The sequence below is a fragment of the Streptomyces sp. NPDC002499 genome (assembly GCF_053595415.1).
This window is the reverse complement of the sequence record NZ_JBSFXO010000008.1, coordinates 385413-407029: the sequence shown is the minus strand read 5'-3', so window position 1 is coordinate 407029 and position 21617 is coordinate 385413. Positions and strand designations below refer to the sequence as shown.

Annotated in this window: 21 protein-coding genes; 7 read left to right on the top strand and 14 right to left on the bottom strand. The window is 71.0% G+C overall.

Translation table 11 applies throughout. The features are described from left to right. Positions 1-9: 9 nt before the first annotated feature. From iolB to ACWD5F_RS24670, 4 genes are read left to right on the top strand one after another with little or no spacing between them, the layout of a single operon-like run. Positions 10-900 carry a 5-deoxy-glucuronate isomerase gene (gene iolB / locus ACWD5F_RS24685; protein WP_451257358.1) on the top strand — a complete coding sequence of 297 codons (891 nt, stop codon included), beginning with the start codon at positions 10-12 and terminating at the stop codon, positions 898-900. Continuing rightward, complete coding sequence (gene iolD / locus ACWD5F_RS24680; protein WP_451257356.1) at positions 900-2777, top strand: 3D-(3,5/4)-trihydroxycyclohexane-1,2-dione acylhydrolase (decyclizing); 1878 nt, start codon at positions 900-902, stop codon at positions 2775-2777. The genes iolB and iolD overlap by 1 nt, the downstream gene beginning before the upstream one ends. 29 nt (positions 2778-2806) lie before the next feature. Further along, positions 2807-4300, top strand: coding sequence for a CoA-acylating methylmalonate-semialdehyde dehydrogenase (locus ACWD5F_RS24675; protein WP_451257354.1), 1494 nt, complete (start codon positions 2807-2809; stop codon positions 4298-4300). Between the two features lie 35 nt (positions 4301-4335). Beyond that, the gene (locus ACWD5F_RS24670) at positions 4336-5121 is read left to right on the top strand and encodes a GntR family transcriptional regulator (RefSeq protein WP_451257352.1); all 786 of its coding nucleotides are present in this window, start codon (positions 4336-4338) and stop codon (positions 5119-5121) included. Between the two features lie 25 nt (positions 5122-5146). Here ACWD5F_RS24670 and ACWD5F_RS24665 read toward each other — a convergent pair whose 3' ends face one another. The 3 genes from ACWD5F_RS24665 to ACWD5F_RS24655 form a co-directional block, all read right to left on the bottom strand. Further along, positions 5147-6064: an NADP-dependent oxidoreductase gene (locus ACWD5F_RS24665; protein ID WP_451257350.1), complete on the bottom strand. Its 918-nt coding sequence runs from the start codon at positions 6062-6064 to the stop codon at positions 5147-5149. Positions 6065-6222: 158 nt separating this feature from the next. Continuing rightward, positions 6223-7233 (bottom strand): alpha/beta hydrolase fold domain-containing protein, encoded by a 1011-nt coding sequence (locus ACWD5F_RS24660; RefSeq protein WP_451257348.1) that lies wholly within the window; start codon positions 7231-7233, stop codon positions 6223-6225. A gap of 163 nt (positions 7234-7396) precedes the next feature. After that, entirely contained in the window at positions 7397-8026 is a 630-nt protein-coding gene (locus ACWD5F_RS24655; RefSeq protein WP_451257346.1) for a TetR/AcrR family transcriptional regulator, read from the bottom strand. A gap of 158 nt (positions 8027-8184) precedes the next feature. Here ACWD5F_RS24655 and ACWD5F_RS24650 point away from each other — a divergent pair, with 158 nt between their 5' ends. From ACWD5F_RS24650 to ACWD5F_RS24640, 3 genes are all read left to right on the top strand, one after another. Continuing rightward, on the top strand, positions 8185-8841 hold the full coding sequence (locus ACWD5F_RS24650) for a nuclear transport factor 2 family protein (RefSeq protein WP_451257344.1): 657 nt from the start codon (positions 8185-8187) through the stop codon (positions 8839-8841). Between the two features lie 100 nt (positions 8842-8941). Continuing rightward, entirely contained in the window at positions 8942-9172 is a 231-nt protein-coding gene (locus tag ACWD5F_RS24645) for a hypothetical protein (protein WP_451257342.1), read from the top strand. Positions 9173-9316: 144 nt separating this feature from the next. After that, entirely contained in the window at positions 9317-10015 is a 699-nt protein-coding gene (locus ACWD5F_RS24640; RefSeq protein ID WP_451257570.1) for a phosphatase PAP2 family protein, read from the top strand. 17 nt (positions 10016-10032) lie between these two features. Here ACWD5F_RS24640 and ACWD5F_RS24635 read toward each other — a convergent pair whose 3' ends face one another. Genes ACWD5F_RS24635 through ACWD5F_RS24585 form a run of 11 tightly spaced genes read right to left on the bottom strand, consistent with a single transcriptional unit; the run spans position 10033 to position 21616 of the window. Continuing rightward, positions 10033-11358, bottom strand: coding sequence for a glutamate-1-semialdehyde 2,1-aminomutase (locus ACWD5F_RS24635; protein WP_451257340.1), 1326 nt, complete (start codon positions 11356-11358; stop codon positions 10033-10035). Positions 11359-11365: 7 nt separating this feature from the next. Continuing rightward, complete coding sequence (rfbC, locus tag ACWD5F_RS24630; protein WP_451257338.1) at positions 11366-11917, bottom strand: dTDP-4-dehydrorhamnose 3,5-epimerase; 552 nt, start codon at positions 11915-11917, stop codon at positions 11366-11368. After that, a complete protein-coding gene (locus ACWD5F_RS24625; RefSeq protein WP_451257336.1) occupies positions 11914-13152 on the bottom strand; it encodes a polysaccharide pyruvyl transferase family protein in 1239 nt (412 codons plus the stop codon). The genes rfbC and ACWD5F_RS24625 overlap by 4 nt, the downstream gene beginning before the upstream one ends. Then, positions 13149-14096, bottom strand: a complete 948-nt coding sequence (locus tag ACWD5F_RS24620) for a glycosyltransferase family 2 protein (protein WP_124002131.1) — start codon at positions 14094-14096, stop codon at positions 13149-13151. Before ACWD5F_RS24620 ends, ACWD5F_RS24625 begins: the two co-directional genes overlap by 4 nt. After that, positions 14093-15391, bottom strand: coding sequence for a hypothetical protein (locus ACWD5F_RS24615; RefSeq protein ID WP_451257334.1), 1299 nt, complete (start codon positions 15389-15391; stop codon positions 14093-14095). Before ACWD5F_RS24615 ends, ACWD5F_RS24620 begins: the two co-directional genes overlap by 4 nt. Further along, a complete protein-coding gene (locus tag ACWD5F_RS24610; protein ID WP_451257332.1) occupies positions 15388-16671 on the bottom strand; it encodes a DUF4910 domain-containing protein in 1284 nt (427 codons plus the stop codon). The genes ACWD5F_RS24615 and ACWD5F_RS24610 overlap by 4 nt, the downstream gene beginning before the upstream one ends. Next, positions 16659-17684, bottom strand: a complete 1026-nt coding sequence (locus ACWD5F_RS24605; RefSeq protein WP_399123257.1) for an NAD-dependent epimerase/dehydratase family protein — start codon at positions 17682-17684, stop codon at positions 16659-16661. The genes ACWD5F_RS24610 and ACWD5F_RS24605 overlap by 13 nt, the downstream gene beginning before the upstream one ends. 5 nt (positions 17685-17689) lie before the next feature. Further along, entirely contained in the window at positions 17690-18337 is a 648-nt protein-coding gene (locus ACWD5F_RS24600; RefSeq protein WP_451257330.1) for a PIG-L deacetylase family protein, read from the bottom strand. Continuing rightward, on the bottom strand, positions 18334-19128 hold the full coding sequence (locus ACWD5F_RS24595; RefSeq protein WP_451257328.1) for a sugar phosphate nucleotidyltransferase: 795 nt from the start codon (positions 19126-19128) through the stop codon (positions 18334-18336). The genes ACWD5F_RS24600 and ACWD5F_RS24595 overlap by 4 nt, the downstream gene beginning before the upstream one ends. Further along, positions 19125-20378 carry a class I SAM-dependent methyltransferase gene (locus ACWD5F_RS24590; protein WP_451257326.1) on the bottom strand — a complete coding sequence of 418 codons (1254 nt, stop codon included), beginning with the start codon at positions 20376-20378 and terminating at the stop codon, positions 19125-19127. Before ACWD5F_RS24590 ends, ACWD5F_RS24595 begins: the two co-directional genes overlap by 4 nt. Further along, a complete protein-coding gene (locus ACWD5F_RS24585; RefSeq protein ID WP_451257324.1) occupies positions 20375-21616 on the bottom strand; it encodes a glycosyltransferase family 4 protein in 1242 nt (413 codons plus the stop codon). The genes ACWD5F_RS24590 and ACWD5F_RS24585 overlap by 4 nt, the downstream gene beginning before the upstream one ends. Position 21617 lies beyond the last annotated feature (1 nt).

Sequence of the window (21617 nt, the reverse complement as noted above, 5' to 3'; positions counted from 1 at the left end):
AGGAACGCGATGACGTATCACCTTCCCGCAGGAAAGGCCCTCGGCGGCCCCTACGTCGTGGACATCACGCCGGAGAAGGCCGGCTGGGGCTACTCCAGCCTGCGGGTCCTCGAGCTGCCGCCGGGCGGCAGCCACACCTTCGACACCGGCGACAGCGAGTGGATCGTGCTCCCGCTCAGCGGGGGCTGCACGGTCGCCGCCGCCGACGACTTCGGCCACGACACCTTCCAACTCACCGGCCGCGACAGCGTGTTCAGCTCGGTGAGCGACTTCGCGTACGTGCCGAGGGACGCGCGGGCGACCGTCGTGTCGGCCGGCGGCGGACGGTTCGCGCTCACCGGAGCGCGCTGCACCCGCCGGCTGCCCGCCCGCTACGGACCGGCCTCCGCCGTGCCGGTGGAGCTGCGCGGCAGCGGCAACTCCTCCCGGCAGGTCAACAACTTCGGCGCGGCCGGCGTGTTCGAGTGCGACAAGCTCATCGCGGTCGAGGTGATCACGCCGGGCGGCAACTGGTCGTCCTTCCCGCCGCACAAGCACGACGAGGACCGGCCCGGCGAGGAGTCGGTGCTCGAAGAGGTCTACTACTTCGAGTTCGCCGACCACGAGGGCATCCCCGGCCTGGGCTACCAGCGCGTCTCCCCCTCCGGGCAGGGACGCGGCACCGACGTCCTGGCCGAAGTCCGGGGCGGGGACGTCGTGTTGATCCCCGACGGCTGGCACGGGCCGTCCATGGCGGTGCCCGGTCACCACATGTACTACCTGAACGTCATGGCGGGCCCCGAGCCCGAGCGCGCCTGGCTGATCTGCGACCACCCGGACCACGCCTGGGTCCGCGACACCTGGCCGGACCAGCCGGTCGACCCCCGTCTCCCCCTCTACACGGCACCGGAGAAGTCCTGATGAGCACCCGCACCCGCCGTCTGACCGTCGCCCAGGCCCTGGTCCGGTTCCTGTCCGTCCAGTACACCGAGCGCGACGGCGTACGCCACCGGCTGATCGCCGGCACCTGGGGCATCTTCGGCCATGGCAACGTCGCCGGACTGGGCCAGGCCCTCCTGGAGGCGGGCGAGGACACCATGCCCTACCACCAGGGCCGCAACGAGCAGGCCATGGTGCACGCGGCCGTCGGCTACGCCCGCCAGCTGGACCGCCTGTCCGCGCAGGCCGTGACGACGTCCATCGGCCCCGGCGCCACCAACCTGGTCACCGGCGCCGCGCTGGCCACCATCAACCGGCTGCCGGTGCTGCTCCTGCCGGGCGACTACTTCGCGACCCGCGCCGCCGACCCGCTCCTCCAGCAGCTGGAGCACCCGGTCGAGGCGGACCTGTCGGTCAACGACACCCTGCGCCCGGTCTCCCGCTACTTCGACCGCGTCACCCGCCCCGAGGCCCTGATCCCCTCCGCGCTCAACGCCGTCCGGGTCCTCACCGACCCGGTCGAGACCGGCGCGGTGACCCTGGCGCTCCCGCAGGACGTGCAGGCGGAGGCGTACGACTGGCCGGAGGAGTTCTTCGCCGAGCGCGTGTGGCACGTACGCCGTCCCGCGCCCGACCCGTACGAGCTGGCGGAGGCGGTGGCGGCGATCCGGGCCGCCGAGCGCCCGCTGATCGTCGCGGGCGGCGGGGTCCACCACAGCCGCGCCGAGGAGGCACTCAAGGTCCTGGTGGACGCCACCGGCATCCCGGTCGCCTCGACCCAGGCGGGCAAGGGCTCGCTGCGGTACGACCATCCGGCCGACCTCGGCGGGATCGGCCACACCGGCACGGAGGTCAGCGACGACCTCGCGCGCACCGCGGACCTGGTGATCGGCGTCGGCACCCGCTACACGGACTTCACCACCGCGTCCCACACGCTCTTCCAGAACCCGGACGTCCGGTTCGTCAACCTGAACATCACCGCGTTCGACGCTCACAAGCTGGCGGCGCGCACACTCGTGTGCGACGCGAGGACGGGGCTCACAGCGTTGACCGAGGCACTCGCCGGTCACCGTGTGAACTCGGCTTACGAGGCCGCGTACCGCGCGGGCAAGGACCACTGGGAACAGGTCGTCGACGCGGCTTTCACCGCCGCCGACGAGAACGCCGTCCCCACCCAGACGCAGGTGCTCGGCGCGCTCGACTCGGTCGTCGGCGACGACGACGTGATCATCAACGCGGCCGGCTCGCTCCCCGGCGACCTGCACAAACTGTGGCGCTCGCGCAGCCCGCGCCAGTACCACCTGGAGTACGGCTACTCCTGCATGGGCTACGAGATCCCGGCCGCGATCGGCGTCCAGCAGGCCACACCCGACACGCCTGTGTGGGCGCTGGTCGGCGACGGCACCTACCTGATGATGCCGACCGAGATCGTCACGGCCGTCCAGGAGGGCCTGCCGGTCAACCTCCTGCTCATCCAGAACCACGGCTACGCCTCCATCGGCGGCCTCTCCGAGTCGGTCGGCGGCGAGCGCTTCGGCACCGCCTACCGCTACCGGGCCGCCGACGGCACCTTCTCCGGCGCCCCGCTCCCGGTCGACCTGGCCGCCAACGCGGGCAGCCTCGGCATGGACGTCCTGCGCGCCAAGACCGTGCGCGAGCTGCGCGAGGCGCTCGCCACGGCCCGCGCCTCCGACCGTCCGACCTGTGTCTACGTCGAGACCGACACCGCCACCCCGACCGCTCCCCCGGCCGAGGCCTGGTGGGACGTGCCGGTCGCCGAGACGGCCTCCCGCGAGGCCGCCGTACAGGCCCGCGAGGAGTACGACCGCCAGGTCGCCGACCGCCGCCGCCACCTCTGAACTCCCCTCCCCCGAAAGGCCTTCGCACCATGAAGACGATCACCCACTGGATAGGCGGCAAGCCCGTCGAGGGCACCTCCGGCCGCTACGGCGTCGTGTACGACCCGGCGACCGGCGCGCAGGACAAGCAGGTCGCGTTCGCGACCGTCGACGAGGTGGACGCGGCCGTCGCCTCCGCCAAGGCCGCGTTCGAGAGCTGGGGTGTCTCCTCGCTCGCCAAGCGCACGGCGATCCTCTTCAAGTACCGCGAACTGCTGGACGCGCACCGCGACGAGATCGCCGAGCTGATCACCGCCGAGCACGGCAAGGTGCACTCCGACGCGCTGGGCGAGGTCGCGCGCGGCATGGAGATCGTGGAGCTGGCCTGCGGGATCAGCGTGCAGCTGAAGGGCGAGCTGTCGACGCAGGTCTCGACCCGCGTGGACGTGGCGTCGATCCGCCAGCCGCTCGGTGTCGTCGCCGGCATCACGCCGTTCAACTTCCCGGCCATGGTGCCGATGTGGATGTTCCCGCTCGCCATCGCCACGGGCAACACCTTCGTCCTGAAGCCGTCCGAGAAGGACCCGTCGGCGTCCTTCCGGCTGGCCGAACTCGCCTCCGAGGCGGGCCTGCCCGACGGTGTGCTGAACATCGTGCAGGGCGACAAGGTGGCCGTGGACCGCATCCTGGAGCACCCGGACATCGAGGCCGTGTCCTTCGTCGGTTCGACGCCGATCGCGAAGTACATCCAGCTCAAGGCAGTCGAGCACGGCAAGCGTGTGCAGGCCCTGGGCGGCGCCAAGAACCACATGCTCGTCCTCCCGGACGCCGACCTGGACTTCGCCGCCGACCAGGCGATCAACGCGGCCTACGGCTCGGCCGGCGAGCGCTGCATGGCCGTGTCGGTCGTGGTCGCGGTCGGTGACACCGGTGACGAGCTGGTCGCCAAGATCGCCGAGCGCGCCGGCAAGCTGCGCATCGGCCCCGGCAACGACCCGGCCTCCGAGATGGGCCCGCTGATCACCCGCGAGCACCGCGACAAGGTCGCCTCGTACGTGAAGTCGGCCGCGGAGCAGGGCGCCGAGGTCGTGGTCGACGGCACCGGCTACTCGGTCGAGGGCCACGAGGACGGCTTCTTCCTCGGAGTGTCGCTGCTTGACCGGGTGCCGCTGACGGCGGACGCGTACAAGGACGAGATCTTCGGCCCGGTCCTGGTCGTGGTCCGCGCGGACTCCTACGACGAGGCCATCAAGCTGATCAATGACTCCCGTTGGGGCAACGGCACCGCGATCTTCACCCGCGACGGCGGCGCCGCCCGCCGCTTCCAGCTGGAGGTCAAGGCGGGCATGGTCGGCGTGAACGTGCCGATCCCCGTGCCGGTCGGCTACCACTCCTTCGGCGGCTGGAAGGACTCCCTCTTCGGCGACCTGCACGTCTACGGCAACGACGGCATCGCCTTCTACACGCAGGGGAAGGTCATCACCACGCGCTGGCCGGACCCGGCCGACGCGGGCATCAACCTCGGTTTCCCCAGCCACTCCTGACCTGCCGTCAGGTCACTTTCGAGGGAGGTACCTCCATGGCCAAGGCCGGCGATCCCGCACGTGCCATGACCGCCCCCGCGCTCCACTCGCTGGACTTCGCCCTGGACCGGGGCAGTCCGGTGCCGCTCTACTACCAGCTCGCACAGCAGTTGGAGGCGGCGATCGAGCACGGGATCCTCGCCCCGGGCAATCTCCTGGGCAACGAGATCGATCTCTCGATGCGTCTGGGCCTGTCCAGACCCACGGTCCGGCAGGCCATCCAATCCCTGGTCGACAAGGGCCTGTTGGTGCGCCGCCGCGGGGTGGGCACCCAGGTGGTGCACAGCCAGGTCAAGCGAGGGCTGGAACTCAGCAGTCTCTACGACGACTTGGAGGCGGCCGGCCAGGGCCCGACCACCGAGGTGCTGCGCAACGAGCGCGAGACGGTGACCCCGGACGTCGCCGCCGCGCTCGGCATCGCCGAGGGCAGCGAGGTCGTCGCCCTGGAACGACTGCGCTGCACGCACGGCCAGCCGGTCGCCTTCCTGTGCAACTACCTGCCCGCGAACCTCCTCGAACTGGACAGCGCCCGGCTGGAGTCGACCGGCCTGTACCGGATGATGCGCACCGCCGGCATCACACTGCACAGCGCCCGCCAGACCATCGGCGCCCGCTCCGCCACCGCCGAGGAGGCGACCCGCCTCGACGAGAAGGCGGGCGCCGCCCTGCTGACCATGCAGCGCACGGCGTACGACGACACGGGCCGACCGGTCGAGTACGGGACGCACATCTACCGGGCGTCCCGGTACGCGTTCGACTTCCAGCTGCTGGTCAGGCCCTGACCCGGGCCGACACGGACGGCCGGGTTCAGGGCCGGAGCACGATCTTGCCCTGCGGGTGGTGCCCTTCCAACTCGCTGTAGGCGTCCCGCACTTGCTCCAGGGGGTAGGTGCGGGCGATCGGCACCTCCAGCTCGCCGCGCGCGGCGAGTCGGGCCAGTTCGCCGACGACCACCGCGCACGCCGCCGCGCCTTCTCCGTAGGTGTGCGCCCCGACCCTGGCCGCGGCCTGCCAGTCGCGGATCGTGTTGATCCGCTCGGGCCGCACGCCCAACTCCACGGCCAGGTCCACGTATCCGTCGCCGAACGTGTCGATGAACGCGTCGACCCGCCCGCCGGAGGCCTCCCGGATCCGGTCGGCCACGCCCTCCCCGTACGCGACCGGGACGACACCGCGCTCCTTCAGCCAGGCGTGGTTGCGCTCGCTCGCCAGCCCGATCACCGTGGCGCCGCGGCGCCCCGCGAGCTGCACGGCAAGGGATCCGACACCGCCCGCCGCACCGGACACGACGACCGTGTCGGCCGGACCGGGATCCACCGCGAACACGGTGGCGTAGGCGGTAGTGCCGGCCACGTACAGCGACCCGGCCACGTCCCAGGGCAGCCCCTCCGGACGCGAGACCAGTTGTACGTCGTCGGCCACGACGAACTCCGCGTGGCTCGCCCGGTTGTGGGTGAAGCCCAGCACCTCGTCGCCCACGGCGAAGCCCCGCACCTGCGGACCGGCCTCCACCACCACGCCGGCCAGATCGCTGCCCTGCCCGGAGGGGAACGTCGAGGGCCAGCGATCGTGCCGCGCGCCCTCGCGGATCATCACCTCGCCGGGCTGGATCCCGGCGGCGCGGACCTCGACCAGCACCTGCCCGGCGCCGGGCACCGGCCGCGCCACCTCCTCCACCCGCAGCACATCGATCCCGCCGTACTCGTGGAACCGCACCGCCCGCATCGCGTGATCACCACTCTTCCCCGCTCGGCCAAGCCTGTGGGCGGTCATGCCTCGGATGGCCACACACCGACCGCGCCATCGCCTTCAACGACCCGGCAACGGAGCTGTCTTCCCGAGCGCCCGTCCCATTTCCGGGAGTCGGGCGCGGCCGGGAGGCGCTACGCGGACGCGTCGGTCCGGTCGAGATGGCGGTGGAGGAACTCGGTGACGATGCCCATCGTGGTGGCCGAGGACCACGGGAGCCCACTGCCCACGAGTCCGAGGAAGGCGACATCGCCGTGGTTGGCGCCGTTCAGGACGTAGCGGGTGCTGTCGGCCCCGGCGGCGAGCAGCGCCTGGTGCACGTGCTGGGTCTGGGACGGGGAGACCATCACGTCCGCGCTGCCGTGCAGGAGCAGGAACGGCGGTGCCGAAGCGGTCGCGTAGGTGGCGGGATCGGCGGCTCGCACGGCGTCGGGGATGTCGGAGAACAGCGCACCGGGCTTGCCGAGGTAGGCCGAGAAGTGGGTGGGCTCGTGCCGGTAGTGGAGCTGGGCCTCCTCGTCGAAGTCGCCGGCGATCGCGGAGAGTCGGGAACTGCCGAAGCCGTCGATCACGGCCTGCACCTGTCCCAGGGGTGACGGGTCGGAGCCCTCGGCGAACTCGGCAAGACCGTTCGTCGTCCCCGTGAGCGCCGCCACGTGACCGCCGGCCGACTCCCCCCAGACGGCGACCGCGGTGGGGTCGATCCCGAAGTCGTCGGCGTGCAGCCGCAGATGGGCGAGGGCGGCGCGGACGTCGTGGATGGTGTCGTGGTAGGTCGCGCCGTCGGGGGTGACACGGTATTCGACGCCGGCGACGACGAACCCGGACTCGGCGACATGCCGGCGCAGTTCGAACGCCATGACCTTGTTGCAGCGCAGGAACGCGCCCCCGGGAAGGTAGACGACCAGTGGCAGCCGCTCGTCGGTGGCGGGCCGCACGATGTCGTACTTCAGCTCGCGCGACTCCCCGTCGGGCAGTTCGACGGTCTTGTAGGTGATGTCGTCATGGGTGTCCACCTCGACGGCGCCGAGGGACATCTGCGGATCCGGGTCGATGTCCAGCAGCGTGCTGTCGGCGAGGTCGGGCGGCGAGACGCGGGTGGCGACGGGCAGCGGGATCACCGGCGCGGCGGGAGTGTCAGACATGTTCTCTCCGATCGTCATGAACCACCAATAGTGAAGGTGAATTCAGTTTCACTTATGGAGAGATGCTTGTCAAATACGCGCGCGAACACGAAGAACACGAAGACGCCGGCGCTCGACGAAGGCGATTACAGGTGACTCCCGGGTCCGGTCGGTCGACGCCCCGTCAGCCGACCGGGGCGGCATCCCCCCGGAACGCCCCCGTCACCACGGGAACCAGCTGCCGCTCGATCTGCTCGGCCGACAGGGCGGCCAGCTCGGCACCGATGGGCGCCAGAGCGAGCCAGTTCAGCAGGCCGGCCGCGCAGCGCGTACGGAAGATCAGCTCCTCCTCGCCGACACCCGGGATGTTCGGGGTCAGCACCCGGAGGGCCATGCGGCGACTGAGGTCGAACTTCTCGTTCAGCCGCTCCCACCCCTGAGGCGGCTCGATGCCGACGCGTGCCACGGTCCGCATCACGGCCAGGTCCTCCCCGCCGGCCGCCAGCGCGCGCATCATCGGCCGGGCGAAGGCGGTCGCCAGGTCCTGGAGTGTCGCAGTGGGGCCGAGGGAGTCCAGGGCCAGCATCTGCGCGTCCAGATACCGCTCCAGCGCGTGCTCGATCGCCGAGTCGCACAGGGCCTTCAGCGAACCGAAGTGGTAGCTCACCGCGGCGACGTTGGCTCCGGCGCGATCCGTGATCTCGCGGAGCGTCACGCCCTCCTGGCCTCGTTGCGCGAGCAGCTCCAGGGCGGCCGCCTGCAGGCCGTCCCGCGTGCGCTGACCGGCCTCTCGGCGCAGGTCCGTTTTCTTCACCGATGTCACAGTATTAATTCAATCATCCGCTTGAGTTGATTGTCAAGCAATCCCACACAGTTCAAACAGTCGCTTGACAGGTTGCCTTGCCGTTCATAATCTCAAGCGAGCGTTTGATTTACCAAGGCGGACCAGAAACCGATCTGAAGGAACTCGTCATGAAGCTGCTCAGCCGGAAGTCGATCACCGCCGCGACCGCGGTAGTTGTCCTGGGTGGTCTCACCATCGCCGCGCTGCCGTCCCAGGCCGCGAGCTCTTCCCACAACACCGCTTCGACCCAAGGCAGTACGGCGGCCCCCGCACCCCTCACCGCTCGCGAGCTGGCGAAGCTGCCGCTCACCGACCGGCACCTGACCAAGCACGAGAAGGCCAACCTCGCGGTCGTCCTGCGCGACTACTACGTGGCCGAGGGCAGCCACATCGACGTCCCGACGTTCGTCAACAGCTTCACCAAGGACGGCGTCTTCAACGACATGGTCCCCGGCGTGGCCTACCGCGGGGAGGCGCTCGGCGCCGTGCTGCCCTACATGAAGGGCCTCTTCTCCGATGTCCACCGTGAGCTCAAGCGCATCACCGTGAACGGCGACACCATCAGCATCGAGCTGTCGATCCAGGGCACGTTCGACGGTCAACTCCAGGCGCCGACGGGCGGCTTCGTCAAGGGGAAGGGCCAGAAGGTCGACGCCCCGACCGCCGACTTCTGGTACCTGAAGAACGGCAAGGTCACGACGTTCAACTGCTTCGTCGGCTACTCGAAGATGTACTCCGACATGGGCGTGAACTTCGACTGGGCCTCGGCCGTCGACAAGCACTGACCGCTCCTCCCCGGCGGGTGACGCGCGCAGCCACAGGCCGCACGTCACCCGCCGGAGCGCTCTGCCGTGGACCGCGGCTTCTCATTCGATCGCGCACCCAATGACGAAGGAGCACACCGGCATGACCCGGCTGGGCACCGCCGTGCTGGTCGCCCCGCTGCACATCCCGTTTCAGGGCGACGTCGAGCAGATCGTCACCGACCCCATGGCGTACGAGGGGATCGGTCTCGACGAGTTCCTGGTCGACCTCTCATGGGCCGCGCGCGACGCGCAGGAACTGAAGGACGTGTCCGCCGAGGTGTTCACGGCGGCCAGGGCCGCGGGCCTCTGACCTGTTCCGCCACCGTCCTACCGAATGCGGCTAGGGTGCTGACGGCTCCCGTGAGAGGCGTACAGGCAAGGTACGGGTGTCCGGGGGACGGTCATGGTCGCCGAAAGGCGAGTCGGACACGATGGGGGACGCGCGTTGGATCAGCTGACCGGCCGGCCGGCGACATCGGTGCTGCCCCGGCCGCTGCGCCCGTGGCTCGGACTGATCGCGGTCCTCGCCGCCCTGGTGGTCGTCGTGCTCGGGGTCATGTACGCGGGCCACGGCGAGTCCGGGACCGTGGACCGGTGGATCATCGCGCCGACCGCCGACAGTCTGCGGCCGCCGTGGCGGCGCGTCGCCCTCGCCCTGGACTTCCTGGGAGAGCCCGTGGGCGCGGGGGTGCTGCTCGCGGTCGCCGTGGCGGGCTGCCTGCTGCTGCGGCGTCCCCGCGCGGCCGTGTTCGTCGTCGCCGGCGCCGCCACGACCGTAGGGACGGCGACGCTGCTGAAGCACCTGGTGGGACGCACCATCCACGGCCCCGACAACCTGTCCTATCCCAGCGGGCACACCGCCTTCTTCACCGCCCTCGCCCTCATGGCGGCGCTTCTCGCCACCCCACGGCTCGGCCTCGGCAGGACGGCCGGCACGTCACTCGTGCTCACCGCGGCGCTGGCGGCCGGCGCCGCCATGGGATGGGCGCAGGTCGGACTGGGCGCGCACTATCCGACCGACGCCCTCGGCGGCTGGTGCACCGCGCTGGCGGTCGTCCCGGCGACCGCGTGGCTGGTCGACCGGACGGCCGACCGGCTGGGCGAGCGGTCGGACCGCCGAACGGCAGATGCCGGTCGGCAGGCGCGCCACTGACGTCACCTCACGTCACGTCACACCGCGCTGCGGAACACGGGCTTCACCGGTCGCCCGGCGAGCCAGGGAGTGGGGTCGGCGGCGTCCAGCGCCTTCCGGTACACCGCGCATGCCTGGGCCACCACGTCGACGGTGCGGTCGATGTCCGCGTCCGTCAGTGCGCTGCTCACCACGAAGGACGGGGCCAGCACTCCGCCCGCCAGGAGCCGGCGCAGGAACAGGGTGCGGTACTGCTGCGACGGCTGCCCGTTCTCGTCGAGAGTGGCGAAGACCAGATTGCTGGCCCGTCCCCGGACGACGACGTGGTCGCCGACGCCCATGCCGGCCGCCGCCTCGCGGACCCCGGCCGCCAGCCGTTCGCCGAGGGCGTGCAGCCGCGCGGTGACGCCCTCCTCGACGTAGGTGGCCTGCACGGCCATCGCCGCTGCCAGGGCATGCGTTTCCGCACCGTGCGTGGTGGACAGCAGGAACACCCGCTCACCGGAGTGCCGCAGCCCGCCCCACTCCATCAGCTCCCGGCGCCCGGCCAGCGCGGAGACGGCGAACCCGTTGCCCAGCGCCTTGCCGAACGTGGAGAGGTCGGGGACCACGCCGTACAGGCCCTGGGCGCCCGCCTCGGACCAGCGGAAGCCGGTGATCATCTCGTCGAAGATCAGTACGCAGCCGTACCGGTCGGCCAGCTCGCGCAGGCCGGCGAGGTATCCGGGCGGTGGCTCGGTGTGGGCGGCGGGTTCGAGGATCAGACAGGCGATCTCGCCGTCGTACCGGGTGAGCAGATCCTCCGTGGCGGCCAGGTCCCCGTAAGGGAACGCCACGGTGAGATCCGTGGTCGCCGCCGGGATGCCCGCCGACATCGGCGTGGTGCCGATGAACCAGTCGTCCACGGAGAAGAACGGGTGGTCCCCGCAGATGGCCACCCGCAGGCGCCCGGTGACGGCGCGGGCGAGCCGTATCGCCGCGGTGGTGGCGTCGGAGCCGTTCTTCGCGAACTTCACCATCTCGGCCGTCGGCACGGTGGCCAGGAAGCGTTCGGCGGCCTCGACCTCCACGATGGACGGCCGGACGAAGTTGCTGCCGCGGTCGAGTTCCCGCCGCACCGCCTCGACCACGCGCGGGTGGGCGTGGCCGAGGCTGACCGACCGCAGGCCCGAGCCGTACTCGATGTAGCGATTGCCGTCGACGTCCCACACGTGGGCACCGCTGCCGTGGCTGATGACGGGGGCCAGGTTCTCGGGGTACTGGTCGTCGCCCTTGGCGTAGGTGTGCGCACCCCCGGGGATCATGGCGTGCAGCCGCTCGTTGGCTGTCCGCGACAGGGGCAGGTGGAACTCTTCGGTGTCCACGGGGACCTCAACTTTCTCTGTGCTTCAGGACCTCGGCGAGACTCGGCGCCGCGCGGTCCCGCTGGGACATCAGTGCAGCCGGCAGCGGCCAGGGAATGGCCAGTTCCGGGTCGTCGTAGGCGATGGTCACGTCCTCGGCCGGATCGTGCGGGCGGTCGATCCGGTACGAGGTGTCGGCGGTGTCGGTCAGTGCCTGAAAACCGTGCGCGCATCCCGCGGGAATGTAAAGAGTTGGCTGTGATTCTCCTGTGAGTTCAAAGGAAATCCAATGGCGGAAGGTCGGGGAATCCGGCCGCAGGTCCACCACGACGTCGAAGATCCGCCCGTACGAGCACCGCACCAACTTGGCCTCGCCGGCGCCGGAGCGCAGGTGCAGACCGCGCACCACGCCCCGGACCGAGCGGGACACGCTGTCCTGGACGAAGGCGTGCGGGTCGAGGCCCACCGAACGGACCACGTCGACGTCGAAGGTGCGGCAGAAGAAGCCGCGTTCGTCGGCGTACGGCGTCGGCTCGAACAGGAACGCGCCTGCTATCTCCGGGACTTCGGTCGCTTTCATGGAGACTCCTGCCGAGCGTGGACGTGGGTGCGGTCGGCCGCCGGGAACAGGGCCGCGGTCAAGTCGGCGAACTGGCGGTCGAGTTGGTGGGCGGCGTCCCGGTTCCGCTCGACGAGCGTCTGCCGCAGTTCGGGCGATCGCTTCTCCAGCGCCCGAAATTGCTCCAGCAACCGGTCGGCGTCGACCTCGCGGGCCGGGTGGCAGAACGCGCCGAGACCCATCCGGTCCATGAGCGCGTCACTCTTCGCCGCGTAGCTGAGCGCGAGCACCGGCGTTCCGGTCTTCAGCGCGCAGATGAGGTTGTGGTACCTGACTGCCACCACGGTGTCGGCGGCCGTCATCTCCTTCATCAGGTCGTCCAGGGAGGTCGGTTCGGCCGCGGTGACCAGCGGGGAGTCCACCGCGTCGAGGATCGCGGCCACCACCGTCGCGTCGCACCGGTCGCCGGTGAGCAGCCGGACCGTCCTGCCCTCCTCGACCAGGGTGCGGACGAACCGGATCGTGCCGTCGAGATAGCGGCCGTAGATCTCGTCGGCGCGGGCGCGGTCGTCGTTGCCGCCGTGGAAGTCCATGACGCCGACGCAGACCGTGCCCGGTGCGCCCGAGGGTGTGTTCGCGGGTGGTGACGGGAGGGAGAAGGCGAGGTCCGGGTAGACCTCGTCGCGCGCGGTGTCGACGCCCATCGCCCGCATCGCGTCCCGGGACTGGTCATCCCGGTAGGAGCGGTAGGCGGCCAGGCGGCCCGACCAGCGGACCAGGGCGCGGGTGGGCCGGTTACGGATCTCGGCGGCGCCGACGCTGACCAGGGCGACCCTTGTCCGCGTCAGCTTCCCGCTCGCGCAGAGCAGGAACAGCGAGTACGGGAAGCCCCAGGGCCGCAGCGGCAGAGTGGCTTCCAGGACGCCCATGCCCGGCACGATCACCACGTCGTGGCGGCGCACCCAGGCGGCGGTGCGGAAGACGTCGACGAACTTGCCCAGCCCCTTCGCCACGATCGAGCCCAGGCGGGACGCGGTGCGGTACTCGGCGCGGTTCCAGTGCAGTCGCGTGGCGGGGATCCCGAACCGGGCCGTCACGGCCTCGGGTCCGCCGCACAGTGCGTCCACGGCCGCGTCCGGATGGTCTCTGCGGAGGTATCCGAGGACGGCTTCGAGCGACCCGTCGTTGCCGAGGTTGCCGGAACCGAGGAGGCCGAACACCCCGACACGCACCGGCTGTTGGGGCGCGGACGTCATGCGTGCCTCCCTTCGCGGCCGGCGACGAGGGCGTCCACGGAGACCGTGAGCTGGGCCGGGTCGACCGGGGCCCGGTCCTCGACCCGCTCGCCGGCGCCCGGCCGCACCCGGCTGGTCATCCACGCGGCCAGGTGGCCGTAGCAGGCACGCCGGTCGGCCGGGGAGATCGGCGCCCGCCGGATCGCGGAGGCGAAGCCCCACACGTACTCGGCGAGCAGCCTGGGCGTCGGGTGCAGCAGACCCGCCCGGCGCGGGTCCAGGTTGACGCACCGGGAGCGCTTGGACGGGTTGGCCCGCTCGGCGCGGTTGGGGTGGTCGCGGCGGAAGTAGAGCAGTTCCGGCACCTGGTGGAAGCGTCCGTGCAGGGTGATCTCGGCGACGTACGTACGGTCCGCGTGGTGGTAGCTGTCCATCGGTTTCACCCGGCGCAGCACGTCGGTCCGCATCACTCCGTAGAAGTCGTCGCCGCCCGGCTCGAACAGCAGACTGCGGAAGCGCTCCGGGGCGTGCGGCGAGCCGGTGGCGAGCGTGTACTCGTAGGGCACCGTCACCTGGCCGTCGCCGTCGATGACCGCCTGGTCGGTGTGCGCGAGGATGACGTCGGGCCGCTCGTCCAGTGCCTCTATGCAGCGCGTCAGCAGGTCACGGCCGTAGAGGTCGTCGTGCGAGGCCCACTTGAAGAGCTCGCCGCGGGACTCGGCCAGCACATGGTTGTGGTTCGGGGTGGCGCCGATGTTGCGGGGCAGCCGGAGGTAGCGGATGCGGGAGTCCTGGGCGGCGTACTTGCGGCAGACGGCCTCGGTGCCGTCGGTCGAGGCGTTGTCGGAGACGACCAGTTCGAAGTCCTCGTAGGTCTGGCCGAGCAGCGCGTCGAACGACTCGGCCAGGTACTCCTCGCCGTTGTAGACGGGCAGGCCGATGCTCAGCCTGGGTCGGTCGGTCATGAGGTCCTCACTTCGGGGATGGGTTCTCGGTGGCGCTCGCGCAGGGCGGAGCGCAGTTGCAGCCACCACACGGCCGAGCCACTGATGGTCGCGGCGGCGACGCCCCAGGCCGAACCGGACGTGCCGCCGAGGGCCGCGCCGCCGAGTCCGCCGCCGACGTAGCAGGCGGAGGCGAACAGCTGGCAGCGCAGGCTGCGACGGGCCGCGCCGAGCGCGCGCAGTCCGGCCGCCGCGCCGGTGCCGAGACCCGCGCCCGCGACGCTGAGGGTGATCTGCACGAGGAGATGCGAGGAGGAGTGCCAGACGTCGCCGAGCGCCAACTCGCCCAGCCCGCCCGGCATCAGCAGCAGCGCCGCGCCCCACAGCAGCGCGCCGGTGGCCTGTCCCCCGCCGAGGAAGAGGCAGAACCTGCCCAGCCGGTGCGGGGCCTGCCGCAGCACGCGGGCCGCCTCGGGGACGGTGACCAGCGACAGCCCCATCAGTACGGCGAGGAAGGGGCCCATCAGGAGTTCGGCACCCCGCACCGCGCCCACCGCGCTCACTCCGACGATCGCGCCGAGCCCGTACGCCCGCACCTGGCTGGCGCCGCTGAGGCTGACGTTCTCGACCAGGTACCGGTAGCCGAGATCGCGCTGCTCGCGGAGCCAGCCGCGTGCCTCGGCCGGCCGGGGCCGGATGCCGGACTGGAGGTAGCCGTACGCCGCGGCGACCGTGGCGGACGCGCCCCAGGCGAGCACGAAGGCGGCCACGGTGTCGACGTGGGCCGCCACCACCATGGCCGGGACGAGCGCGACGCCCCACACGACGTCGTTGACGAACGCCTTGCGCCCGGCGCCGGCGGCGAAGAACGAGAACCGCCAGGCGTCCTGGAGCAGCAGTCCCGGCAGCATGACGCCGAGGGCCACGAACGCGGGCCCCACCCGGCCGCCGAGGCCGAGCCCGGCCGCCAGGCAGACCACGCCGAGGGCCGCGCCGACACCGAGCGCGGTGCCCGTCGACCGGGCCACCGCCCCGCGCCAGGACGCCTCCGGCACGCCGCTGAAGCGCACCACGAGCGGGTCGGTGGCAAGGCCCCGGGAGACGTTGAGGACCACGCCGTAGGTCACCCAGGCGAGGCTGAACACGCCGAACGCGGTCACGCCCAGCGAGCGGGCCACGTAGATGCCCACCGCGAAGTTGCTGATGCTGGAGGCCGCCTGGTCGGCCAGTCCCCAGGACAGCCGGCCGACCAGGGCCCGCTTGGCGGACCCGGCCGGTGCTGTCGTCTTCTCCCCCGGGACGGTCATGGGCGTCATTCCTTGACCAGGTCGGCACCGCGCAGGGCGTCGGCCGCTGCGGCGACGGTGTCGAACGGCAGCCCGGACCGCTCGGCGACGTCCAGCAGGCTGTGCTCGCCGTCGGAGAGGTTGAGCACCCAGAGCATGGCCATCTGGGCCTGCTTGGTGTCGCTGCGGCCCCCCAGCGCGTCGTACAGCCCGCGCCGGCCCAACTGCGGTTCACCGTAAGGGCTGAGGTTCACGTACCGCCGGTTGCGGTCGAGAACGGCGAACGCCTCGCGGCAGACCGCGAGGGTGTCGGCCATCGCCTCCGGGGAGACGAAGTCCGGGTTGTCCGCCGAGGTGTGGTACTCGGGGTAGCCGGCGTACGGGGTGCGGGTGAGGGAGCCCACGCCCAGATTGAAGCCGGGCGAGCAGTACTGCCGCTCGTCGTAGCCGTACGGGGTGAACTCCGTGATGCTGTGCGGGCGTTGGGAGGTGTCCAGCACGTACCGCAGCACCCGGTCGATCTCCGCGTCGCCACGCCTGCTCTGTTTGTACGTCAGTTGGCCCCTGTCTCCGGCGCAGGCCAGCACGAGGCCGTGCTTGACCCGATCCACCCGCTCGGCGTTGCGGGCCAGCCAGGTGATCGCCCCGATGGTGCCGGGCGCGAAGATGAACCGGTAGGTGTAGTACGGCGTTTCACGCGCCAGCTGCCGGGCGAGGAACGTCGCCACGGCGATGCCCGCGAGGTTGTCGTTGGCCAGCGACGGGTGACAGGTGTGGCAGGAGACGATCACCTCGTCGGCGACCTGTCCGGGGACCACGTGCTCGGCATAGGTGAGGTGTCCGTCCGCGAGGGTGGAGTCGATCCGCACCTCGTAGTCGCCCTCGGGCAGCGCGTCCAGGGTCTCCTGCGCCAGGCAGAAACCCCACTCCGGCTTGTAGTAACTCGTGCGGTACGGCACCCAGTTCGGGTGGTCCGGCAGGGTGTGCAGGTGTGCGCGCAGCTCGGCGAGCGGCATGGTCCTCGACACGGGCACGCTGTAGCCGAGCACGTGCAGGCTGGACTCGGCGAAGTCGACGACCCGTCGGCCCGTGCTGTCGGCGATGTACGCGTCCCGGATGTTCCACTCCTGCGGCACCGTCCAGTCGAGCACCTGCGTCCCGGTCGGCACTTCGTGCACCTGCAGCGGGATGTACTCGCCGACGATGTCCAGGGTGGCGCGCACACCGTCGCCGGTGATGCTCCGGCAGAGCGGGTACAGCCGCTCCACCAGACCGTGCATTTCCTCGCCCGGCTCGGTCATCGGCGCCACCGCAGGGTGTCGTCGACGGTGCCGGCCTCGGAGGCCGCCTTGAGCACGGCGAGGCGGGTGAAGCGCTGCTCGAAGTCCTCCCGGGTCAGGTCGAACTTCCGGTAGGCGTCGGCGAGTTCGAGAGCGCCCTGCTTCACCGTCCACTCGCAGTCGAAGTCGGGGATCGCGGTGCGGAAGCGGGAGAAGTCCACGCGGTACGACCGCGGGTCGGCGCCGTTCTCCCCGGTGATCACGACCTTCGCGCCGGACACCGCCTCGGCGACCTGCTCGGCGATCTCGGCGACCGTGACGTTGTTGATCTCGCTGCCGATGTTGAACGCCCGGTCGTGGACCGCCTCGCGCGGCGCGGTGAGCGCGGCCGTGAAGGCGCGGGCGATGTCGGCGGCGTGCACGAGCGGGCGCCAGGGGGTGCCGTCGGAGAGGACCAGCACCTCGCCGGAGAGCAGCGCGTGGCCGACCAGGTTGTTCAGCACGATGTCGGCGCGCAGCCGGGGCGAGTAGCCGAAGGCGGTGGCGTTGCGCATGAACACCGGGGTGAAGTCGTCGTCGGCGAGCGCGTGCACGTCGTCCTCGACCCGCACCTTCGACTCCGCGTACGGCGTCACTGGGCGCAGTGGAGCGTCCTCCGTGACCAGGTCGTCGCCGCCGGAGGCGCCGTAGACGGAGCAGGTCGACGCGTACAGGAAGCGGCCGACTCCGGCGTCGCGGGCCAGCTTCGCCAGTCGTACGGACGCGTGGTGGTTGATGTCGTAGGTGAGTTCCGGAGCCAGCGAGCCGAGCGGGTCGTTGGAGAGCGCGGCCAGGTGGATCACCGCGTCGAATCCGGCCACGTGCTCGGCGGTGAGGTCGCGCAGGTCCACCCGCACGCCGGGCGGGTCGGCGGGCTGCGGGCCCAGGACGGAGTCGGCGAAGAGGCCGGAGTCGAGGCCGGCGACCTCGTGTCCCGCGGCGGTGAGGACGGGTGCCATCACGGTGCCCAGATATCCCTGGTGTCCGGTCAGTAGTACGCGCAAGGTGTTCAACCCCCCAGGTTGAGCGTGAGTTTGGTGACGGCGAAGGCCTCGGCGTAGCGCGCGTGGCATTCGATACCGCGGATCCGGGCGAGGCCGAGGAAGGCCTCCCGGTCGTACCACGGGCGGTGGCGCTGCGAGGGGTAGTGCTCCTGCAGCAGCCGTACCTTCTGTTCGGCGGTCTCGGTCTCCAGCGGCTGGTAGGCCGCGGGTCGGCCGAGGTCGCCGTCCCACTTGACGATCTCGTAGCCGAGCACGAGGTGGTCGCGGAACGCCGTGGTCATGAGCTGCGCCAGACCGCGGTGGTCCTGGTGGGCGTCGTCGGTGCGCGGCGCGAGGACCAGTTCGGGCTCGGTCTGCGCGCGGAGTTCCTCGACGGCGGCCTTGGCCTCCTCCCAGTGCGCGGGCAGGCGGCCGTCCGGCAGTTTGTGCACGGTCAGGCGCAGGTCGGCACCCGGACAGAAGGCGGTGAGCGCGGCCTGTTCCTCCTGCTCGCGCTCGCTGCCGCCACCGGAGAGCACCAGCGCGTCGACGCGGATGCCGGGCCGCGCCTGGCACAGCGTCAGCAGGGTGCCGCCGGCGCCGATGGCGATGTCGTCGCAGTGCGCGCCCACCGCCACGATCCGGTCCAGAGGACCGGCTCCGAGCCTGATCACGCACGCACCCCCGCGCTGTCCCGCTCCCACACGGCCCACGGGCGCTCGCCCCGGGTGTAGGCCTCGTCGAGCGCGGCCCGCTCCTTCACGGTGTCCGTCGGCTTCCAGAAGCCGCGGTGCTGGTGTGCCACCAGCCGTCCCTGCTTGGCCAGTTGGGCACATCCGTCGGCGACCAGGTCGCCGTTCTCCGGTATGTGGTCGAAGACTTCCTGGCGGAGCACGAAGTAGCCGCCGTTCTCCCAGAGCGGCATGTCGCTCACCGCGGTGATGCCTCCCACCAGGCCGTCCTCGCCCAACTCCACGCAGTGGAAGGAGGATTGGGGCGGTACGACCATCATCGACGCGCCGGCGTCGCGCTGGGCGAACTTGTCGATCATCTCCGGCAGCGGGGCATCGGTCAGCACGTCGGCGTAGTTGGCGAGGAACATCTCGTCGCCGTCCAGGTGGTGGCGCACCCGGCGCAGCCGCTCTCCGATGGGCGACTCGATGCCGGTCTGGGCGAAGGTGATCGTCCAGTCGGCGATGTCGGTGGAGAGCAACTCGGTCCGCCCGCCGCGCAGGACGAAGTCGTTGGAGGCGGTCTCCTCGTAGTTGAGGAAGAAGTTCTTGATGTGGTGGGCGCCGTAGCCGAGGCACAGGATGAACTCCTTGTGCCCGAAGTGCGCGTAGTAGCGCATGACGTGCCAGATCAGGGGTCTGGGCCCGACCATCGCCATGGGCTTGGGCACGTCGTCGGAGGTTCCGTTGCGCATGCGCATCCCGTAACCGCCGCAGAACAGGACGACCTTCATGCTGTGACCTCTTTCGACTGCGCCGCCTCGACGATGCTCAGTTCCGGGATGGGAAAGACGAGCCGGCCGCCCCACTCGTGCACGTAGGACAGCTGCTCGACCAGTTCGGCCCGCAGGTTCCACGGGAGGACGAGGACGTAGTCCGGCTTGTCGGCCGCTATCTGCTCGGGCGACAGGATCGGAATGCGGGTGCCGGGGGTGAACCGGCCGTGCTTGTACGGGTTGCGGTCGACCGTGTAGGCGAGCAGGTCGGGGCGGATGCCGCAGTGGTTGAGCAGGGTGTTGCCCTTGCCGGGGGCGCCGTAGCCGACGACCGTCTCGCCGCGGTCGGCCGCATCGATGAGGAACCGCAGCAGGTCCCGGCGCACCTTGGCGACCCGGGCGGAGAACTCGGTGTACCCGGCCAACTCCTGGAGCCCGGCGGCCTTTTCGCGGGCCAGTACGTCGGCCACCCGCTGCGAGGGCTCCCCCGCGACCTCGGCCGGGCGGGACCACAGCCGGATGGAGCCGCCGTGCGTGGGCAGCAACTCGACGTCCACCAGCGTGAGTCCGCCGCTGGCGAGGGCCCGGATCGCGGAGGCGACCGTGTAGTACTGGAAGTGCTCGTGGTAGATCGTGTCGTACTGGTTGTCCTCGATCAGGGTCAGCAGGTGCTGCACCTCGATGGAGACCCAGCCGTCGTCGGCGACCAGGGCGCGCAGTCCCTGGGTGAAGCCGACCACGTCGGGGATGTGCGCGTACACGTTGTTGGCCACGACCAGGTTCGCCGGGCCGTGCTCGGCGCGGACGGCCGCGCCGGTGTCGGGGCTCAGGAAGTCCGTGAACGTGGGCACGCCCGCCTCACGGGCGGCGGCACCGACGTTCACCGAGGGCTCGATGCCCAGGCAGCGGATCCCCCGGTCCACCACGTGCCGCAGCAGGTAGCCGTCGTTGCTCGCGACCTCGACCACGAAGGAGTCGGTGCCGAGGCCGAGGCGGTCCACCGCGCCGTCGACGAAGGTGCGCGCGTGCTCCACCCAGGAGGTCGAGTACGAGGAGAAGTACGCGTACTCCTTGAACGTCTCCTCCGGCGTGATCAGCGGCGGTATCTGCGCCAGCCAGCAGTCGGTGCAGACCCGCAGATGAAGCGGGTACGCCGGTTCCGGCAGGTCCAGTTGATCGGCGGCGAGAAAGCTCTCGCACGGCGGTGTCGCCCCGAGGTCGACGACGCTCGCCGTCGCTTCCGAGCCGCAGAGTCGGCATCGTGTCATGTGCTGTCCCCATCCCCCCTGCCCGCGTGGGTGTTCCCACCGGGAGCCGGTGCTGACCGTCCCGCGATCGCGGTGCGGTACTCCTCCAGCAGGCGCTCCAGGCCGACGGCCGGGCTGAATCCCTGCTCGTAGCGGCGCCGGGCCGCCTCGCCCATCTCCCGGTTGCGGTCCGGGTCGGCGGTGATCCGGCGGATGCCTGACGCGAGCGAGGCGGCGTCGCCGGGCTGGTGCAGCAGCCCGGTGACTCCGTCCTCGACGAGTTCGACGAAGGCGCCGTGCCCTGCGGCGACGGTCGGCACCCCGGCCGCCATCGCCTCCACGACCACCAGGCCGAACGCCTCCAGCCAGGTCGAGGGCGCGATCACGGCGACCGACCGCGCGATGGCCTTGCGGCACTCCGCCGGGTCCAGCAGGCCGACGTAGCGCACGTCGTCGCGGCCCGCCGCCCAGGCGGTGACCTCTTTCTCCAGCGGCCCGGTGCCGGCGATCGCGAGCGGGACGCCCACACCGCCGCTCGCCGCGAGCTCGTCCCACGCGGCCATGAGCAGCCGTACGCCCTTGGCCTCCGCGAGCCGGCCGAGATAGAGCACCTGCTCGCCCTCACCCTCCCGGCGGATGTCGGGTTCGGGGACGAAGTTGTGCTTCACCGCGAGGCGTTCGGCCGGCATGCCGGAGGTCACCAGGACGTCGCGCTGCGCGGCGGAGATGCACAGGAAGCGCTCCACGCCGGTCCACCAGCGCTTCCGGTTGACCGAGAGGCTGATCGCGAGCGGCACAGTGGCGAGGCTGGAGTTGCGGTAGCAGCCGTGCCGGACGGCGGGCAGCGGGGTCGAGCCGACGCACTCCGTGCACGGGTGGCCGTCCCGCTGGAGTGTGCCGGGCGGGCAGACCTGGGTGTAGTTGTGCAGCGTGGCGACGGCGGGCACTCCGGCGTCGGCGCACGCGGCGAGGACCGCGGGCGACAGGAGCGGGAACACGTTGTGGACGTGCACCACGTCCGGCCGCTCGGCGCGCAGTGTGGCGGCCAACTCCTTGCGCACGGCCGGATTCCACGGCACCAGGAGCGGCACCGCGACCTTGCCGAGGAGGGAGCGGCCGCCGATGTCGTCGCTGCGCCGCTCGAACAGCTCGACCCGGTGGCCGGCCGCGCGCAACAGCTCCACCTCCTGGTCGACGACGTTGTTCTCCCCGCTCGGCTGCGCCGAGTTGTAGCGGTTGTGCACCACGAGGACGTGCATG

What these genes read in the sequence shown, in the direction of transcription:
- iolD (WP_451257356.1), top strand. Translation starts at nt 900, where the DNA reads ATGAGCACCCGCACCCGCCGTCTGACCGTCGCCCAGGCCCTGGTCCGG.
- ACWD5F_RS24625 (WP_451257336.1), bottom strand. Translation starts at nt 13,152, where the DNA reads ATGACGTCCGCGCCCCAACAGCCGGTGCGTGTCGGGGTGTTCGGCCTC.
- ACWD5F_RS24675 (WP_451257354.1), top strand. Translation starts at nt 2,807, where the DNA reads ATGAAGACGATCACCCACTGGATAGGCGGCAAGCCCGTCGAGGGCACC.
- ACWD5F_RS24665 (WP_451257350.1), bottom strand. Translation starts at nt 6,064, where the DNA reads ATGCGGGCGGTGCGGTTCCACGAGTACGGCGGGATCGATGTGCTGCGG.
- iolB (WP_451257358.1), top strand. Translation starts at nt 10, where the DNA reads ATGACGTATCACCTTCCCGCAGGAAAGGCCCTCGGCGGCCCCTACGTC.
- ACWD5F_RS24590 (WP_451257326.1), bottom strand. Translation starts at nt 20,378, where the DNA reads ATGACACGATGCCGACTCTGCGGCTCGGAAGCGACGGCGAGCGTCGTC.
- ACWD5F_RS24660 (WP_451257348.1), bottom strand. Translation starts at nt 7,233, where the DNA reads ATGTCTGACACTCCCGCCGCGCCGGTGATCCCGCTGCCCGTCGCCACC.
- ACWD5F_RS24615 (WP_451257334.1), bottom strand. Translation starts at nt 15,391, where the DNA reads ATGACGCCCATGACCGTCCCGGGGGAGAAGACGACAGCACCGGCCGGG.
- ACWD5F_RS24650 (WP_451257344.1), top strand. Translation starts at nt 8,185, where the DNA reads ATGAAGCTGCTCAGCCGGAAGTCGATCACCGCCGCGACCGCGGTAGTT.
- ACWD5F_RS24670 (WP_451257352.1), top strand. Translation starts at nt 4,336, where the DNA reads ATGGCCAAGGCCGGCGATCCCGCACGTGCCATGACCGCCCCCGCGCTC.
- ACWD5F_RS24585 (WP_451257324.1), bottom strand. Translation starts at nt 21,616, where the DNA reads ATGCACGTCCTCGTGGTGCACAACCGCTACAACTCGGCGCAGCCGAGC.
- rfbC (WP_451257338.1), bottom strand. Translation starts at nt 11,917, where the DNA reads ATGAAAGCGACCGAAGTCCCGGAGATAGCAGGCGCGTTCCTGTTCGAG.
- ACWD5F_RS24620 (WP_124002131.1), bottom strand. Translation starts at nt 14,096, where the DNA reads ATGACCGACCGACCCAGGCTGAGCATCGGCCTGCCCGTCTACAACGGC.
- ACWD5F_RS24595 (WP_451257328.1), bottom strand. Translation starts at nt 19,128, where the DNA reads ATGAAGGTCGTCCTGTTCTGCGGCGGTTACGGGATGCGCATGCGCAAC.
- ACWD5F_RS24645 (WP_451257342.1), top strand. Translation starts at nt 8,942, where the DNA reads ATGACGAAGGAGCACACCGGCATGACCCGGCTGGGCACCGCCGTGCTG.